Annotated in this window: 14 protein-coding genes and 3 pseudogenes; 10 read left to right on the forward strand and 7 right to left on the reverse strand. The window is 68.4% G+C overall.

Features of this window, described 5'->3' with window-relative positions:
- Positions 1-210 precede the first annotated feature (210 nt).
- Positions 211-981 (reverse strand): annotated as a pseudogene (locus BLW14_RS35515) (bifunctional rhamnulose-1-phosphate aldolase/short-chain dehydrogenase); the annotation flags it as partial.
- A gap of 166 nt (positions 982-1,147) precedes the next feature.
- Between BLW14_RS35515 and BLW14_RS32245 the strand changes: the two are divergent.
- Together BLW14_RS32245 and BLW14_RS32250 are read left to right on the forward strand one after the other, a co-directional pair.
- Positions 1,148-2,422, forward strand: a complete 1,275-nt coding sequence (locus BLW14_RS32245; protein WP_093710570.1) for an amidohydrolase — start codon at positions 1,148-1,150, stop codon at positions 2,420-2,422.
- Positions 2,423-2,577: 155 nt separating this feature from the next.
- A pseudogene (locus BLW14_RS32250) lies at positions 2,578-2,790 on the forward strand (transposase); the annotation flags it as partial.
- On the opposite strand, the pseudogene BLW14_RS35520 reads toward BLW14_RS32250, so the two are convergent.
- Positions 2,703-3,051 (reverse strand): annotated as a pseudogene (locus BLW14_RS35520) (DDE-type integrase/transposase/recombinase); the annotation flags it as partial. The pseudogenes BLW14_RS32250 and BLW14_RS35520 sit on opposite strands and share 88 nt — an antisense overlap.
- Between BLW14_RS35520 and BLW14_RS35525 the strand changes: the two are divergent.
- Positions 3,014-3,400, forward strand: coding sequence for a LexA family protein (locus tag BLW14_RS35525; protein ID WP_256332963.1), 387 nt, complete (start codon positions 3,014-3,016; stop codon positions 3,398-3,400). The pseudogene BLW14_RS35520 and the gene BLW14_RS35525 sit on opposite strands and share 38 nt — an antisense overlap.
- 110 nt (positions 3,401-3,510) lie before the next feature.
- Here the strand turns inward: BLW14_RS35525 and BLW14_RS32260 are convergent, their stop codons facing one another.
- From BLW14_RS32260 to BLW14_RS34310, 4 genes are all read right to left on the reverse strand, one after another.
- Positions 3,511-3,780 carry an SNARE domain-containing protein gene (locus BLW14_RS32260; RefSeq protein ID WP_143052033.1) on the reverse strand — a complete coding sequence of 90 codons (270 nt, stop codon included), beginning with the start codon at positions 3,778-3,780 and terminating at the stop codon, positions 3,511-3,513.
- Between the two features lie 101 nt (positions 3,781-3,881).
- Positions 3,882-4,532, reverse strand: a complete 651-nt coding sequence (locus BLW14_RS32265; RefSeq protein ID WP_093710572.1) for a hypothetical protein — start codon at positions 4,530-4,532, stop codon at positions 3,882-3,884.
- A 66-nt stretch (positions 4,533-4,598) separates the two neighbouring features.
- Positions 4,599-5,873, reverse strand: coding sequence for a family 16 glycosylhydrolase (locus BLW14_RS32270; RefSeq protein WP_218137695.1), 1,275 nt, complete (start codon positions 5,871-5,873; stop codon positions 4,599-4,601).
- Between the two features lie 146 nt (positions 5,874-6,019).
- Complete coding sequence (locus BLW14_RS34310; RefSeq protein ID WP_177154181.1) at positions 6,020-7,159, reverse strand: ROK family transcriptional regulator; 1,140 nt, start codon at positions 7,157-7,159, stop codon at positions 6,020-6,022.
- Between the two features lie 190 nt (positions 7,160-7,349).
- On the opposite strand from BLW14_RS34310, the gene BLW14_RS32280 reads away from it, so the two are divergent.
- The 5 genes from BLW14_RS32280 (at position 7,350) to BLW14_RS34160 (ending at position 12,350) form a co-directional block, all read left to right on the forward strand.
- Complete coding sequence (locus tag BLW14_RS32280) at positions 7,350-8,654, forward strand: ABC transporter substrate-binding protein (RefSeq protein WP_177154182.1); 1,305 nt, start codon at positions 7,350-7,352, stop codon at positions 8,652-8,654.
- Positions 8,647-9,582, forward strand: coding sequence for a carbohydrate ABC transporter permease (locus BLW14_RS32285; RefSeq protein WP_093710575.1), 936 nt, complete (start codon positions 8,647-8,649; stop codon positions 9,580-9,582). Before BLW14_RS32280 ends, BLW14_RS32285 begins: the two co-directional genes overlap by 8 nt.
- Before the next feature lie 32 nt (positions 9,583-9,614).
- The gene (locus tag BLW14_RS32290; RefSeq protein ID WP_093710576.1) at positions 9,615-10,421 is read left to right on the forward strand and encodes a carbohydrate ABC transporter permease; all 807 of its coding nucleotides are present in this window, start codon (positions 9,615-9,617) and stop codon (positions 10,419-10,421) included.
- Positions 10,422-10,433: 12 nt separating this feature from the next.
- Positions 10,434-11,681: a Gfo/Idh/MocA family protein gene (locus BLW14_RS32295; protein ID WP_093710577.1), complete on the forward strand. Its 1,248-nt coding sequence runs from the start codon at positions 10,434-10,436 to the stop codon at positions 11,679-11,681.
- Positions 11,682-11,762: 81 nt separating this feature from the next.
- Entirely contained in the window at positions 11,763-12,350 is a 588-nt protein-coding gene (locus BLW14_RS34160; protein WP_371128107.1) for a transposase, read from the forward strand.
- Here the strand turns inward: BLW14_RS34160 and BLW14_RS32300 are convergent.
- The gene (locus tag BLW14_RS32300; protein WP_177154184.1) at positions 12,266-13,183 is read right to left on the reverse strand and encodes a LysR family transcriptional regulator; all 918 of its coding nucleotides are present in this window, start codon (positions 13,181-13,183) and stop codon (positions 12,266-12,268) included. The two genes, BLW14_RS34160 and BLW14_RS32300, sit on opposite strands and share 85 nt — an antisense overlap.
- 208 nt (positions 13,184-13,391) lie before the next feature.
- Between BLW14_RS32300 and BLW14_RS32305 the strand changes: the two genes are divergently transcribed.
- Positions 13,392-14,282, forward strand: coding sequence for a 3-hydroxyacyl-CoA dehydrogenase NAD-binding domain-containing protein (locus BLW14_RS32305; RefSeq protein WP_093710578.1), 891 nt, complete (start codon positions 13,392-13,394; stop codon positions 14,280-14,282).
- A 43-nt stretch (positions 14,283-14,325) separates the two neighbouring features.
- Positions 14,326-15,222 (forward strand): SMP-30/gluconolactonase/LRE family protein, encoded by an 897-nt coding sequence (locus tag BLW14_RS32310; protein WP_256332964.1) that lies wholly within the window; start codon positions 14,326-14,328, stop codon positions 15,220-15,222.
- Positions 15,223-15,244 lie beyond the last annotated feature (22 nt).

Consider the following 15,244-nt stretch of genomic DNA (forward strand, 5'->3'; position numbering starts at 1 on the left):
TCCGCCCATGGCCGACTACTGGTAGGTGGCGCCGAGCACGCGCAGACCGCCCACCAGGGCGGTCATCTCCCTGGGGGTGAGCCCACCGAACGTTTTGCAGTCCCGTCTGCCGCGTAGCTTCAGTGCTTCGCCTGCCCCGTCGCCGGACCCGGCTCGGGCGGCGGGGCGAGCGGGCGGACCTGGTGGGCCTGGTCGGCCTTGGTGGCTGAATGCGCCCTCGGCGGCGAACCGCTGTGCAATGGCTCTGCCGACCGCGGAGCCCGCCCCGGTCACCAGCGCGACGCGGGTCGCAAGCTGCTTCGGCTCGGGCAGCAGCTTGGCCTCTTCCAGCTCCCAGTACTCGATGCGGAACTTCTCCCCCTGGTCGATGGAGGCGTATCACGACACCGCCTCGACGCCGCGCATCACGTTGATCGCGTTGATGCAGAACTCGACCGCCACCCGCGCGGTGCTTGTCCTCGCCGAAGGAGAACAGCCCGACACCCAGGCCCGGAACGATTGCGGGGTTCGCTCCGCGCATGGCAGGCGAGGCGGAGGCCGCGTGTCGCGCGTAGTAGGCGGCTTAACTCCTACCTGTATACCTCGTGCAGCTTCTTCAGCCGGGCAACAACCTGCCCAGCGGGGCCTTGGGCGGCAGGTCCAGGAGGAGCGGACGGACTTGGGTGGGCAGGCAGTGGTCCGGGCAGGAGGTGCCCAGGGCGGCAAGCCGCGAATGCTGGTCGTGGGCGAGAAAGTCCAGAACGATGTCGGTGTCCGTGAAGTGGCCGACCTGCGGGCGGTCCTGGGAGGCCAGGCAACGGATGACGGGAGCGAGCGCGGCACCCCGCCCCTAAGCTCCTGGCGTGCCAGCGCTGCGTAGCCGGACAGAGGCGCACCCAAAGGCGGCTGTTTGCCGCGGTCTGCCGGGAAGGTCTCCGCGGTGCGGATCATCCACGGCGCGTTGCTCTCGCACTCCTCAGCGCCCCCGCCCCGGGCGGTGAGCGAGTCATGCCGCCCTCGGTCCGCGTCAAGAGCTGGAAGGTCAGAGCAGAGATGAGAGGTGATCTGCACAATCGGCTTCCGACAGGGCCGGTCCGAGCGCGTGCCGCGGATACCCGAATGGCCCAGTTCGCGGGACACGGCCGCGTGGCCCACCGAGCATGAGCACATGAGCGACACGGACAACATCGGCGACGTCCCAGCACCATCCCGTTTGCTCGCGAGGCTGTCCGGTCGGACGGACGGCCTTGCGGACCTCTACCGGCATCTGCATGCCCACCCCGAACTCTCCTTCGGGGAGACCCGCACCGCCGGCCTCGTCGCCGAGCGGCTGCGCGGGCTCGGTATGGACGTCACCACGGGTCTCGGCCGGACGGGCGTCGTCGGTGTCCTGGACAACGGTGACGGCCCCAATCTCCTGCTGCGCGCCGATTTCGACGGCCTTCCCGTCACGGAACAGACCCGTCTGCCGTACGCCAGCGAGACGGCGGGCGTGATGCACGCCTGCGGTCACGACATGCACGTCACCTGTCTGCTGGGCGCGCTGGACCTGCTGGTCCAAGGAAAAGCGTACTGGGCAGGGAAGATCTCGGCCGTCTTCCAGCCGGCGGAGGAGATCGGATCGGGGGCCCAGGCCATGGTCGATGACGGGCTCTTCGACACGATCGGCAAGCCGGACATCGTCCTCGGCCAGCACGTCGGCCCCTTCCCCGCCGGCACGATCGGCTGCCACGCAGGCCCCGCGCTCGCCGCCACGGATGCGCTCAAGGTCACCCTTCACGGCAAGGGTGCCCACGGCTCCCGACCCGAAGCCGCGATCGACCCAGTGGTGATGGCCGCGTCCACCGTGATGAGGCTGCAGACCGTGGTCTCGCGCGAGATCGCCGGCGGCGACACCGCGGTGGTCACCGTCGGGGCCCTCAACGCGGGGACGAAGGACAACGTGATCCCGGACACCGCGGTGTTGAAAATCAACATCCGCACGTACGACGAAGCGGTACGCAAGACGGTCCTGAACGCGGTGAAGCGCATCATCGAAGGCGAAGCGGCGGTGGCGGGAGCCACGCGAAGCCCCGACTGTGAGCCGATCGACACCTTTCCTGCCCTGGTGAACGACGAGTCCGCCGTGGCCCGTACCCTCGCTGCCTTCCGCGACCACTTCGGTGAGACTCAGGTCTTCGACCCCGGGCCGGCGACCGGCAGCGAGGACTGCGGCGTCTTCGGGACCGCGTCGGACACCCCCGTCTGCTATTGGTTCTTCGGCGGCATCGACCCGGAGACGTACGCGAAGGCGCAGCGGTCCGGGACGGTCAACCGTGATATCCCCTCCAACCACTCCCCGTACTTCGCACCGGTCATCGAGCCCACCCTGTCCACCGGCGTCGAGGCGATGACCGTCGCGGCCCTCACCTGGCTGTCGGGAAGGGGAAACCGATTTGGATGAAGCGGTCGCTGAGGCTGACCCTTTGGAGTGGACACCCTGACAATGGATCTTGATGGTCCAAGGAGGGATGTGCAGGTGGGGGACCCGGGTCTCCGTATCCGGAGCAGTTCAGGAATGACGCGGTCGCGCTCTACCGTGCCGCTGCCGGGAAGAGGACCTATGCGACCGTGGTTGCAGATCTCGGCGTCACCGCGGAGTCGCTGCGAACGTGGGTGCGCAAGAACAACGCTCAGGCCGCGCCCGGCCACCGTGACACGGGCAGCGAGGCGGACGAGTTGGCCCGGCTTCGGGCGGAGAACGCACAGTACGAGAGCCAGCGGAACGCCTTGAGCCGTGTCGGGGCCTTCGAGGTCCAGCGTCTTCCGTGAAGCAGTTCTCGTTCGAGGCCCTGGAAGAACGACTCGGCGAAGGCGTTGTCGTAGCTCGAGCCGGTCCGGCCATGCTGCGGCGGATGCCGTGCCGGCGGCATACCTCGGTGAAGGCGGCCGCGTTGTACTGGGCACTCCGTCCGTGTGGAACACGACGCCGTCCACCCGTCCGCCGCGGGCGGCCACGGCCATCTCGATCGCGTTGGTGATCAGCGAGGTGCGCATGTGGCTGCACAACCACGCGGGGAGCGATCGGCGTGAGCCGCCAACCAGGTTGTCGCCACGGCAGGAAGCGGTCCTGCGCGCGGTGCGGGAGTGGATTGCCGAGCACGGGGAGGGGCCCTCGGTCCTGGAGGCTGGTGCCCGGGTCGGTTTGTCGAGCACGAGCTCGGTCGCCTACCAGCTCGGGCGCCTGGAGGAGGTTGGTCTGATCAGCCGGACCGGCCGGCGCTGGCAGACCTGCCGCCTGCACCCCTGGCACCCGGTGCAGGGTCAGCGATTCCGGGCATCGCGCGGACAGCCCGGAAACGCTGACCCATCTGCTGCGGGCAGTGACCCATTGGCGGCATCGACGCGCGCCAACTGGCACGAGTCCTCCCAGACTCACTGATGGCGGACTGGGTCACCAGGACAGTCACCTGCCGGGTTGTGATGTCGTTGCCCAGTCGGAATCCCACGGTCAGCGTCATGGCGGTCGAGGGCCGTAATCTGGTCGTCTAGTCAGATGACAGCGGACGGGTCGCCCTGGCCTCGACCGGTTGCCAGGTTCCCCAGCGCTTCGGAGATGGCCCGGCCGAGGCGGCGTCCGATGCCTCGTTCGAGGTCGGTACAGAGGATGCCCTGCACATCGATCTCGTCCCCGGTGGCCGGGCGGAATGCGTCCGGCTGGTACCTGTTCTGCCGCTCGGGCCAGTGCTTCGTCCTTTCCTGCGGGTAGTCCCATGTGGTGGTTTGGATCCGGATCACGCCGATACCGGCTGCCTTTGCCACTTCATCGGCGCACTCGCTGCGTCCGGGCCGGGTGTCTGCCTCTGCCGCTCTTGCTTGTGCGGGGACAGCGGGGCGTGGTGGCGTAGGGGCCAGGGCAGAGGTTACTGCGTAACGGGTTTCGGCGCGGGGCGTTCCAGCGGTGTCCGCCGGATTCCGGTGATGACCCAGGTGCTGCCCTGCTTGGCCAGGCTTATCGTGCGGTGCTCGGTGTACGGAGTCCCAACCGCGAGGCCGCCCTTCTTGAGGTACGCGGGGTCTCCTGCGGTGAACTCGAAGACGGTGTCCATCTCGGCCTTGGCGGTCCTGCGGTTCCGGAAGACGGTCGACCGGTACCAGGCGACCTTCTGCTGCCGTGTGGCCAGAGCGTTGTCCCGGAATAGGGCGATCGCCTTCGTGGCGTAGCTCCGCGCTTCGAGGGCCTTTCGGAATTCGACGCCGTAGAACGAGAACTCGCTCTTCAGGCTCTCCGTGACCGATGCGCTGTTGCGGTCGTCAACTGCGCCCGAGTGGAGAACGACGGTCCTGCGGATCGCGGTAACGTCGGGGTCGTCATCCGCCAGGGTTTCGATGGTTTCGCCGTCGGCGTCGATGAGCGTCCACAGGGAGCGGTTTTCCGGGCCGGTGGGCGGTCCGGCCTGCCGTGCGGTGGAGGAGGCCGGGTCCGGGACGGTGGTCGCGGAATCGCAGCCACTGAAGAGCAATACGGCGAGGCTTGGCAGGGCGAATCGGGTGGCGAGGCGGTGTGCGCGCATGGGCGGGGGCTCCTGGGTGGGTGGCGCGCCCCGGTGGCAGGGCGCGCCATGGGTGTACGCGGTGGCTCACGACGCCGGTTCGGTCGCCCACTGGCTCGTCCAGTAGCCGGCCGGCACATTGCCCTGTTCGACGAATCCGGTCAGGCCCTCGGTGTGCGCGTAGCCGCCGGATGCTCGGTTCTTCAGGCGTAGATAGCCCGCCTCGGACTCCTCCGTCCAGTCGGCTCCTGGCGCATCCGAAGCCGCTGTGCCGTAGTGGACGTAGCCGTCGGACCCGGAGGTCAGGTACTCGCCGGTCCACCGGTTGCGGAAACGGGTGTAGCCGGCCGGTGTGGTCTCCGGCGCCCACTGGGAACTCCAGGCCGTGGCGGGCAGGCTGCCGTACTCGGCCTTCCCGGTCTTGTTCTCGATGTGCAGGTACTTCGAGGTCTGGCGGTTCTTCAGCCGTTCGTACCCGCTGCTGCCGTACCCGCCGTCCTTCTTCCAGACGCGTAGGTAGTCCACGCTCCAGGACTTGGGCCAGACGTCGTTGTGCTGTCCGGAGCCGGCGTCCGTGTAGATGCCCATGATCATGGCCATTGGCATGTTGGGGGCGTCGTTGATGGTCTTGTACAGCTGGTTGTCGTAGTAGAAGTTGAGCTGGGTGGGCGTCCAGTCCATCCCGTACACGTGGTACTCCTCGGTGGGCTTGCCGCTGGGTACCGGGTCCTCGTGCAACACCCAGGAGCCGAGGAAGTTGGGGTCGCCCCAGCCGTACGCGGCTATCCGCCAGGAGTCCGGCTTGCTGAAGAAGGTCTCGATCATGTCGATCTCGGCGTTCGCCGACGCGCTGCTGGTGTCCTTCGTGCCGACCAGCCACAGGGCTTGGTGGCCCCCGCCGCCGACGTCGGAGAGTTTGGCACGGGTCTCGATGTAGCCGTACTGCGTGGAGTAGCCGTCGAAGTCGGGCTCGTGATGGTCGTTGGGCATCGCGTAGTTGAACCGGTGCCACCAGTCCTTGTCGTACGTCTGGATGCTGGAGATCTTCACCGTGCCGTCGTAGGCGGGGTTCCACGCCGGGGTGGCCTGTTCGATGCGCTCGGTGAGCACCCCGTCCGCGATGGTGTAACGCGCTTTGGCCTTCTCGCGGTCGGCCGTCCAGTGGGGGAGGTAGTACGGCAGCCACTTGTCGGTGTCCAGGGTGCTGCCGCTGAATTCTTCCTGGAAGTCCAAGGTGTATCCCGGCTTTGCCGTCGGGTTGGCGGGAAAGTCGGCGGCCGACGCGGCTGGGGCGACGGCCAGTGCGCCCAGTGTGGCTGCCAGCACTCCCAGAAGGGGGGTGCGCAGACGGCGGTGTCTCAACTTGGCTCCTTCGAGGCAGAGTTCAGGAGGCATCGGCTGTCGTGGCGACCACGGGACGACATAGCCATGCAGCCGTGCACTTACGTAAGAAAGTTTCCTGCGTAATGTGCCGTCAGGTCCGCCCTCTGTCAACAGCCGTGTGAGCGTCAGTTCGCCACTTGCTCCGCCACGGACAGCCGTCCGCGCACCAGGTCCCGGGCGGCTTCCACGCCGCCGACGGCCACCGCACCCGCAGTCAGTGCGCCCAGCGTCAGGGGCGGAGCCTCGTAGCAGATGCCGTTGAGTTGCTCCCGCACCGCTTCCAGGACCGCGGGCCCGGCCCCGGCCAGTGCCCCGCCGAGCACGATCAGCTGCGGGTCGACTGCGAGGACCATCGCGCCGATGCCGTCCGCCACCGCCCGGGCGTAGCTGTCGACTGTGGCCTTGGCGGCAGGATCCCCGTGCCGGGCCCGGGTGAACACCAAGCCGGCCTCTCCGGCGTCGGGCAGGGCGGCGACGGAGCCGCCACTGAGCTTGGCGGGGGTGTCCGCCCAGCCCAGGCGCGGATGCCTGCCGATCTCGCCCGCCGCCCCCGTGCGCCCGGTGAACGGCGTGCCGTCGACCAGGATTCCCACGCCGAGCCGGTTGTCCAGGTGGACGTACAGCACATCGGAGGTGCCGCGAGCTGCGCCGATCCGGTGCTCGGCCAGGACGGCCAGGTTGGTGTCCTTCATCGCCACGACGGGGCACCGCAGCAACTCGTGGAGCTGCGCGGAGAGGTGCACGCCCGACCACTGGTGGATGGCCACGCTCAACCGCACGGACCCGCGCGCGTCCACGATCCCAGGCGTCCCGACGCCCGCCGCCCACAGCGACGGGCCGTCCGCGGCAAGGTGCTCGCGCACCAGATCGGCGGCCTCCCGCACGCGCTCGTCCGGGTCGAGCGCGGCGAGGGTGGGCCGGTGGGCCTCGGCCAGCAGGGTTCCCCCGAGATCGGTGATCCGTACGGAGATGCCGTCGGAGTCGATGTGGATCCCGGCCAGGCGCCCGGCGTCGAAGTCGAACGCGTAGCGCTGCGCGGGCCTGCCGCCGGTGCGCGTCGCGTCCTGGCCGTCGAGGGTGAGGCGGCCGTCCGCCACGAGGGCGGTGACGATGCCGCGCACCGTGGGACGCGACAGGGCGGTGACCTGGGCGATCGCATTGGTGGTCAGCGGTGGTCCGTCGTACAGCAGTTGCAGGATCCGACTGGTGTTGAGGTGGCGCAGGGCGCTCTGGTCGCCGCCCGGCAGGACGTCCGAGTTCTTCATGTCCCCCACTTGCTGCGTACATTCCAGGTTACGGAACGGCATAGCTGCCCCCTGGCGTCTTGACGGGCGCAGAGGCGTAACCGATTCTTTCGAAGAAAAGTTTCCTTCGAAACTAGCTGGCTGGCACCTGCAGGTCGCCATCCTGCCACACCAGCGATTCCTTCCCACGTGTCACAGGAGAGCAGCGTCGATGAAGATCAGCAGAGTTCTGGCAGGAGCAGTCCTGGTGGCGTTGTGCGGGACCGCCTGCGCGCCCGGCGCATCGAAGGAGGCGTCGGGAGCGGAGCCTTCGGGCCCGGTCAAGAAGGGCGTGACCGACGAGAAGGTCACGCTCAAGCTGGTCTCCACGCCCGAGTCGGGAGCGGCGGTCAAGTCGGTCATCAAGGCCTTCGAGGTGAAGTACCCCCAGGTCACGATCGAATACGAGGACAACAGCGTTGACGACTACAACAAGGCGCTGAACCTGTCCCTCGCCTCCGACCAGGCGCCCGACATCGCCCTGCTCAACTCGGTCGGTACGACAGTCAAGGACGGCCTGGTCCTCGACCTCTCCCGGTACGCTAAGGCGTACGACTGGGACAAGACGTATCCGAGCACGCAGCTCAACCAGTGGCGGGTCGCCGAGGACGGCAGCACGCTCGGCACCGGCGGCCTGTACGCGGCCCCCGCCGGCTTCTCCCTCGTGGGCGTCTACTACAACAAGGCGAAGGCGGCCAAGGCCGGTATCACCACCCCGCCGGCCACCCTGGAGGAGTTCGAAGACGCCCTCGCCAAGGCGAAGAAGGCCGGTGAGCTCCCGCTCCAGCTCGGCAACCAGCAGGGCCACGCCTCCTTTGCGATCCAGCTCATCGGCCAGTCGGCGGACGGTGCCGAGAAGGCCGCGCAGTGGACCTTCGGCCAGAAGGGCGCCACCTTCGACACCCCGGGCAACCGCACCGCCGCCGACAGGCTCACCGCCTGGAAGAAGAAGGGCTACCTGCCGGGCAGCGCCAACGGCACCGATCTGCAGACGGCCGTCGACAAGTTCACCAAGGGCCGGGGCGTCTACTTCGTCGACGGCAACTGGGACGCCGAGAAGATCGGCGACAAGCTGGGCAAGGACGCGGGATTCATCGCCTTCCCGTCGCCGAAGGCCACCGCGATCGGCACCTCCGTCGCGTACGCCATCTCCTCGAAGAGCAAGAACGCCGACGCCGCCGCCTTCTTCCTGGACTTCCTGCACTCGCCCGAGGCCTCGGCCGCCGAGTTCAGGGCCGGCTTCATGCCCGCCGACCTCACCGCCGCCAAGCCGCAGGACGGCACCGTGATGAAGGACATCGTGACGGCGTGGGGGAGGGTCAACGAGGACAACGGTCTCGTCGGCTTCAACAACAACGCCACCGCGACGATGAATGACAAGCTCACCGCCACCACGCAGGAACTCCTCGCGAACCGCACCGACACCGACGGCTTCGTCAAGGCGATCCAGGACGAGTGGACCAAGACGCATGGCTGACACACTCGTGCGCACCGAGCGGCCGGCGGCTTCGGCCGAGGCCCGGCGCGGGGCGGTCGCCGCCCCGCACCGCAAGGGCCGGTTCGTGCCGCTGCTATACGTGGCCCCCGCTCTGGTCTTCTACGCACTCTTCGTTATCGCGCCCTGGCTGCACAGCTTCTGGATCTCGTTCTGGAACTGGAACGGCATCGGCGCCGCCACCTGGGCCGGACTCTCCAACTACACCGCGGTGTTCGAGGAACCCGCCCTGCGCGCCGCCCTGACGCACGCCTTCGGCTTCATCGTCTTCTACACGGTCGTCCCCGTCATCCTCGGCCTGATCCTGGCCGCCGTGACCTCGGCCGTCCCCTGGCGGGCCATGCCGGTGATCCGCACCATCATCTTCCTCCCGCAGATCCTGCCGCTCGTCGCAGTGGGCGTCGTCTGGAAGTGGATCTACGGCGAGGACGGCCCACTCAACCAGATGCTGCGTGCCGTCGGCCTCGGCTCCCTCGCCCGCGCCTGGCTGGGCGACTTCACCTACGCCTTCCCGGCCGTCGGCCTGATCGGCACCTGGGTCTCCACCGGACTGTGCTTCCTGCTCCTGCTGGCTGGCATCGGCAAGATCGAGCCCTCCCTCTACGAGGCCGCCCGGTTGGACGGCTGCGGCAGACTGCGCGAGTTCTGGCACATCACCGTCCCAGGCCTCCGCAAGGAGATCGGCGTCGCCTGCAACGTCACCGTCATCTCCGCCCTCGCCGGATTCGACGTCGTGTACGTCATGACCGGCGGCGGGCCCGGCTACTCCACCATGGTCCCCGGCGTCCAGGTCTACCAACTCGTCTTCACCGCCGGCCGGGTCGGCACCGCCTGCGCCCTGGCCACGGTGCTGTCCCTCATCACCTGTGCCGCCATGTACGGCCTCAACAGGCTGTCGCGGGAGCGCTGACGCATGCCGCGCATTTCACTGGAGTCCTCCCGATGACCAAGCAACTGCCCAGGCTGGCACTCACCGTCGCCGCCGCAGCCGTACTGTTCCCCTTCCTCGCCCTGTTCACCGCGGCGCTCCAGCCGCAGAGCAACCTCTCACCGGGCCTGTCCTGGCCGTCCGACCCGCAGTGGGGGAACTTCGCCACCGCATGGACCACCGCCGGATTCGGCTCGCTACTGAAGTCGAGCGCCGTCATCGCGCTCGGCGTCGTCCCGATCGCCCTCGTCCTCGCGACCCTCGCCGGCTACGGCCTGGCCACCATGCGGCTGAAGGCCAAGGGGCCGCTGTTCGCCCTTCTGATGCTCGGACTCGCCCTGCCGTACGAGGCCATCGTCATCCCCCTCTACTACGACCTGGACTCGGCCGGTCTGCTGAACACCTACTGGGCCGTGATCCTGCCGCTGGTGGGACTATTCATGCCCTTCGGCGTCTTCTGGATGCGTACACACTTCGAATCGCTGCCGAAGGAACTGCTGGAGGCCGCCGCCGTGGACGGCGCGAACAGTTGGCGCACCCTCACCCGCGTTCTCCTGCCGACTGCCGTCCCGGCGCTCACCACCCTGGGCCTCCTCTACTTCATGTGGGCGTGGAACCAGTTTCTGCTGGCCCTGGTGCTCATTCAGGACCCGGCGATGCGCACGGCCCCCTCCGGCCTCGGCAAATTCGTCCAGCAGTACGGCAAGAACATTCCGCTGCTGTCGGCCGGCACCTTCATCGTGATCGCGCCGATCGTGCTGGTCTACCTCTTGTTCCAACGCCACTTCATCAAGGGCATCCTCCAGGGTGCCGTCAAGTAAGGGATTGCGCACGTGACCGTCACCCTTGCGATCGTCGGAGCGGGGGCCCGAGGGGCCTCTTACGCCCGCATCGCCGCCAACCAGGGCGCTGCCGTCGTCACGGCCGTCGCCGACCCCGACCCCGTACGCCGCCAAGCCCTCGCGGGCGAGTTCGCGCTGCCGTACGACCGGGTCTTCACCGACTGGGCCGAACTCGCCTCCCGGCCCCGACTAGCCGACGCCGCGATCGTCGCCACCCCCGATCGCATGCACGTCGAACCGGCCGTGGCACTGGCCGACCTCGGCTACGCCCTGCTGCTGGAGAAACCGATGGCACCCTCGGAGGAGGACGCCCGCCGCATCGTCGCCGCGGCCACGCGCAACGACATCCTGCTGGCGGTGTGCCACGTCCTGCGCTACACGCCGTACTCGGTCAAGCTCAAGCAGCTCATCGACAGCGGCCGGATCGGTGACGTCGTCAGCGTCGAGCACCTCGAACCCGTCGGCTGGTGGCACCAGGCGCACTCCTACGTGCGCGGCAAGTGGAGCGTCGAGGCAGAGTCGTCGTCCATGCTGCTCGCCAAGTCGTGCCACGACATCGACTGGCTCGGCCATGTGGTGGGCAAACCGGTGGAGAACGTCTCGTCCTTCGGCAGCCTCTTCCACTTCCGCCCGGAGAACAAGCCCGAGGGCGCGGGTGACCGCTGTGTGGCCTGCCCCGTCGAACGAACCTGCGTCTACTCGGCCCCGCGCATCTACGAGCGTTTCCTTGGCGACCCCGTCTTCGAACAGTGGCCGCTCGGCGTTCTCACCGACGACGTGACGAGCTTCGGACTGACGAAGGCGCTGGAGGACGGGCCGTATGGCGAGTGCGTCTACAACGGGCGCAACGACGTCGTGGACCACCAGGTCGTGAACCTACAGTACGAGGGCGGCGCCACCGCCTCCTTCACCATGACCGCCTTCACCGGCCTCGATTTCCGTAAGACCCGAGTGTTCGGCACCCACGGCTCGCTCGACGGCGACGGCCGTACGCTCACCCTTCACGATTTCCTCACCGACACCCGCGAGGTCTTCGACTTCGACCCCGAGGGTGGGGCGTCGGCGGCGGACGGACACGGCGGCGCGGACGACGAGCTGATCCGCGCCTTCCTGGCAGCGGTCGCCAGTGACGACCGGGAACTGGTGAATACAGGCCCGGACGAGGCCCTGCGGTCGCACCTGGTGGTCTGGGCGGCGGAACGTGCACGCCGCAGCGGCCAAGTCGTACGCCTGGACTGACGGCTGCGCGGGGGCGAGCGCCCAGGCGGTCACCGGATCGCCTGGTGATCATCGGCACCCAGTCCGTCCGCGCTGCCGCGGGTGTCCCGAAGCCGCGACGGGACTGGACCCGACAAGAAGGTGTCGGGACGCAAGCGGGGACTGGCCGTCGATGTTCTGGGGCTGATCATCGGTGTCGTGGTGCCGGCTGCCTCAGTCCATGACAAAGCGGCCGGCACCGCCCTGATCGATCCGGCGGATGGGCGGTGCGGAATCCGTCTGGAGAAGGCCCTGGTGGACCGGGGCTTCGAGGACGAGGTGCTCTCCTCCACGGTGCCCCGCTGGACACCGAGGTCGAGGTCGTCCGCCACAGCCCCGCAGACGAGGGCAAAGGCTGCATCCCGCAACCGGATTCGCGCAACCGGGTTGACCACTTGGGGGGCGAACTTGACGTCCACTCAGAGGGAGGCTCCGATCTCGACCGATGTGGACGTAGGCCAGCGTGTGGATGTGGCCCCCGAAGGGACCGTTGTTGCCGCGCGACCTCAGCGCAGGGGAGTGGCACCGCACCCTGACCAACCCCTACGGCGACTCCGCTCCCGGAATCACGGGCTCCGCGGTCGCAGCGCGGTGATCAGTTCGAGGAGGCGGGTCACCGTCGGGTCGGCGTCGGAGCGGTGGATTGCGTAGACGGCGGTGTCCAGGTAGCCGTTCCCGCCGCGCAGGGGGAGCAGGGTGACGCCGCCGCTGGTCAGGTGCCGCAGCTCTACCGGGGCCAGGCTGACGCACAGGCCGGCGGCGACATAGCTGAACAGGCCGGTGAGGTCGTCGGCGGTGGCTACCGCCCGTGGGGTGAACCCGGCCTGCCAGCAGGCGTGTCGGACCTGCTCGGCGAGTACGGGGAGGGCGGCCGGGTCGGGCAGTACGAAGTCCTCCTGCGCCAGTTCCGCCAGCTCGATCCCGTCGACGCACTCGGCGAGGCGGTGGTCGTGTGGGACAGCGGCGGCGATGGGCTCAGTGGTGATGACCCGGCTGACGAGATCGTCGGCGAGCCGGCGCGGATCGCGCACGAAGCCGAGGTCGAGGGTGCCGATGCGGACCCGGTCGGCGACGCCCGCCGACGAGCCGTGCTGGAGGTGTACGCGCAGTCCGGGCAGTTGCTCGGCCGCCGTCCGGAGCATGGTGGGCAGATAGAGCTGGCTCATCAGACTCACATAGCCGATCCGGACGTCGCCCTCCAGACCGGCGGAGATCCGCCTCGCCCGGGCGACCGAGGCGCTCTGTAGATCGAGCATCCGCCGGGCGTCGGCGGCGAAGGATTCCCCCGCCGGGGTCAGCCGCACGCCGTTCGGGCCGCGGTCCAACAGGCGGGCGCCCACCGCCCGCTCCAGGCGCTGGATCGACTGGCTCAGCGGCGGCTGGCGCATGCCGAGCCGCTCGGCGGCGCGGCCGAAGTGCTTCTCCTGGGCCACCACCAGGAACTGCTCCAGCAGCCGCCGGGAGAGGTTGATATTGTCGATCATATTATCCAGTACCTTATTATATATTGGACGGTTCTTCCCCATCGGGTGTCCACTGGAGATCAGAAACAGCCCGCCGCTGTGCGGGGCCGGCCTCGCCTCCGTTCACTCAGTCGCATTGCCGCCTCCACGCCGATATGTACTGGTGGGTGGGCTGACGGCCGGTGCGTCCGCGCTGGTTGTTCTTCATCTTCTTGTGGGGTGAGTTCGCATGCGTGTCGCGACCATTGTCGGAGCTGGTCTCATCGGCGTCTCCTGGGCGCGCCTGTTCGCCGAGGCCGGGTGGCAGGTCAGGATCAGCGACCCGCGCCCGGATCTGGACGAGATCGTTCAGCGTGACCTGGCCGGACTGCCTGTCACCGCGTTCTCCGACCTCACCGAGGCGGCAGCCGGCGCCGGCTTCGTGCAGGAGAGCGGCCCGGAGTCGCCCGAGTTGAAACGGGACATGTTTGCCACGCTGGCCGCCGCCACAGCCGACGACGTCGTTCTCGCCTCCTCCTCGTCCTCGCTGCCGGCTTCGGCGTTCGCCGAGGGAAATCCGGCGTCCGGTCGCGTCCTGATCGGACACCCATTCAACCCACCGCAGCTGATCCCGCTCGTCGAGGTCGTGCCGTCACCGGACACCGAGCCCTGGGCCGTGGGCCGTGCGGTCGAGGTCTACCGCGAACTGGACCGACTACCGATCCGGCTGAAGAAGGAGATCCCGGGCTTCGTCGGCAATCGCCTCCAGCGGGCCTTCAACGACCAGGCCATCTACCTCGTGCAGCAAGGCGTGATCGACCCAGCTGACCTCGACGACCTGGTCAAGGCATCGCTCGGGCTCCGCTGGGCCACCGTCGGCCCGTTCGAGAGCATGCAGCTCGGTGGCGGTCCCACCGGGATGCGGCACCTGGTCGAGCACGTCGGAGCGCAGATGACCTTCGACCTCGGCGCGCCCGTCCCCAACGCCTACGGCCCGGTCGTCGAGGCCGTCGACGCCGCCTACGGCACCGGCCCGGCGGCGTACGGGGCGAACACGCGCCGCCGCGACCGCCGCACCCGGGCCGTCACCGAGGCACTCGCGGCCAGCGACGCGCGGGCCCAGGCCGAGACCCAGGCATGAAGCACGACCTCGGAGAACCGGAGAACACAGCATGTTTCGAAAGTTGATCGCGCTCGGCGTCTCGACCGACAGCATCTTCACCGTCGACCTCGCCGACGGCCGCGTCGAGCGCGTATACGCGGACACGGGGCCTAATCCGGACGGCGTGCAGATCGCCGACGGAGTGGCGTACTGGACAACAATGGGCACCCCGTCGGTCCGACCCGGCCTGACCGGTGAAGCCGCACTGGACTACAGCGCCCGCAATGGCGGCGTCCACTCGATCCGGGTCGACGGCACCGACCGCCGTGACCTCACCGCCCCCGGCGAAGTCACCACCGGTAAGCAACTCGCCATGGCCGACGGTCGGTTGTACTGGGGTGACCGCGAGGGCCACCGCGTCACCCGCGCTCGTCCGGACGGCAGCGACCGCGAGGACCTGGTGGTCAATCCGCCCGGGATCGACAACCAGTGCATCGGTGTGGCTGTGAACACCGCTGGCTACCTCTACTGGACCCAAAAGGGGCCGGCGAAGGGCGGAACCGGCCGGATCCTGCGCGCCCCCCTGGATCGGGTTGTCGGCCAGAGCGCCGAGAACCGCACCGACATCGAGGTTCTGTGGGAAAAGCTGCCGGAGCCCATCGACCTGGAGATCGTCGATGGCCTCCTGTACTGGACCGACCGCGGCGCACCGCCCAACGGCAACACCTTGAACCGGGCGCCACTGCCCGCCCCCGGCGAGCGCGGAAGTGACCCGGAGATCCTCGCTGAAGGCTTCGACGAGGCCATCGGCCTGGCTGTGGACCCGGAGGCCGGCACTGCCTATGTGTCCGACCTCGTCGGACACATCTACACCGTGCCGCTGCCCCAACGCCCTAGTCACATGGGCCACATGCCCAAAAAGCACCTGCTGGCCGACCTCGGCACACACATCACAGGCATTGCCGCGGTCGCTGGCTGATACGAGCGCGAGAGAAGAATCG

The organism is Streptomyces sp. 2131.1, from assembly GCF_900105515.1.
Classification (GTDB): Bacteria; Actinomycetota; Actinomycetes; order Streptomycetales; family Streptomycetaceae; genus Streptomyces; species Streptomyces drozdowiczii.

Bases quoted from the DNA above. Each gene is read 5' to 3' on its own strand.
- BLW14_RS35525 (WP_256332963.1), top strand. From the start codon at position 3,014: ATGTGGCTGCACAACCACGCGGGGAGCGATCGGCGTGAGCCGCCAACC.
- BLW14_RS32290 (WP_093710576.1), top strand. From the start codon at position 9,615: ATGACCAAGCAACTGCCCAGGCTGGCACTCACCGTCGCCGCCGCAGCC.
- BLW14_RS32305 (WP_093710578.1), top strand. From the start codon at position 13,392: ATGCGTGTCGCGACCATTGTCGGAGCTGGTCTCATCGGCGTCTCCTGG.
- BLW14_RS32300 (WP_177154184.1), bottom strand. From the start codon at position 13,183: ATGATCGACAATATCAACCTCTCCCGGCGGCTGCTGGAGCAGTTCCTG.
- BLW14_RS32285 (WP_093710575.1), top strand. From the start codon at position 8,647: ATGGCTGACACACTCGTGCGCACCGAGCGGCCGGCGGCTTCGGCCGAG.
- BLW14_RS32280 (WP_177154182.1), top strand. From the start codon at position 7,350: ATGAAGATCAGCAGAGTTCTGGCAGGAGCAGTCCTGGTGGCGTTGTGC.
- BLW14_RS32245 (WP_093710570.1), top strand. From the start codon at position 1,148: ATGAGCGACACGGACAACATCGGCGACGTCCCAGCACCATCCCGTTTG.
- BLW14_RS32265 (WP_093710572.1), bottom strand. From the start codon at position 4,532: ATGCGCGCACACCGCCTCGCCACCCGATTCGCCCTGCCAAGCCTCGCC.
- BLW14_RS34310 (WP_177154181.1), bottom strand. From the start codon at position 7,159: ATGAAGAACTCGGACGTCCTGCCGGGCGGCGACCAGAGCGCCCTGCGC.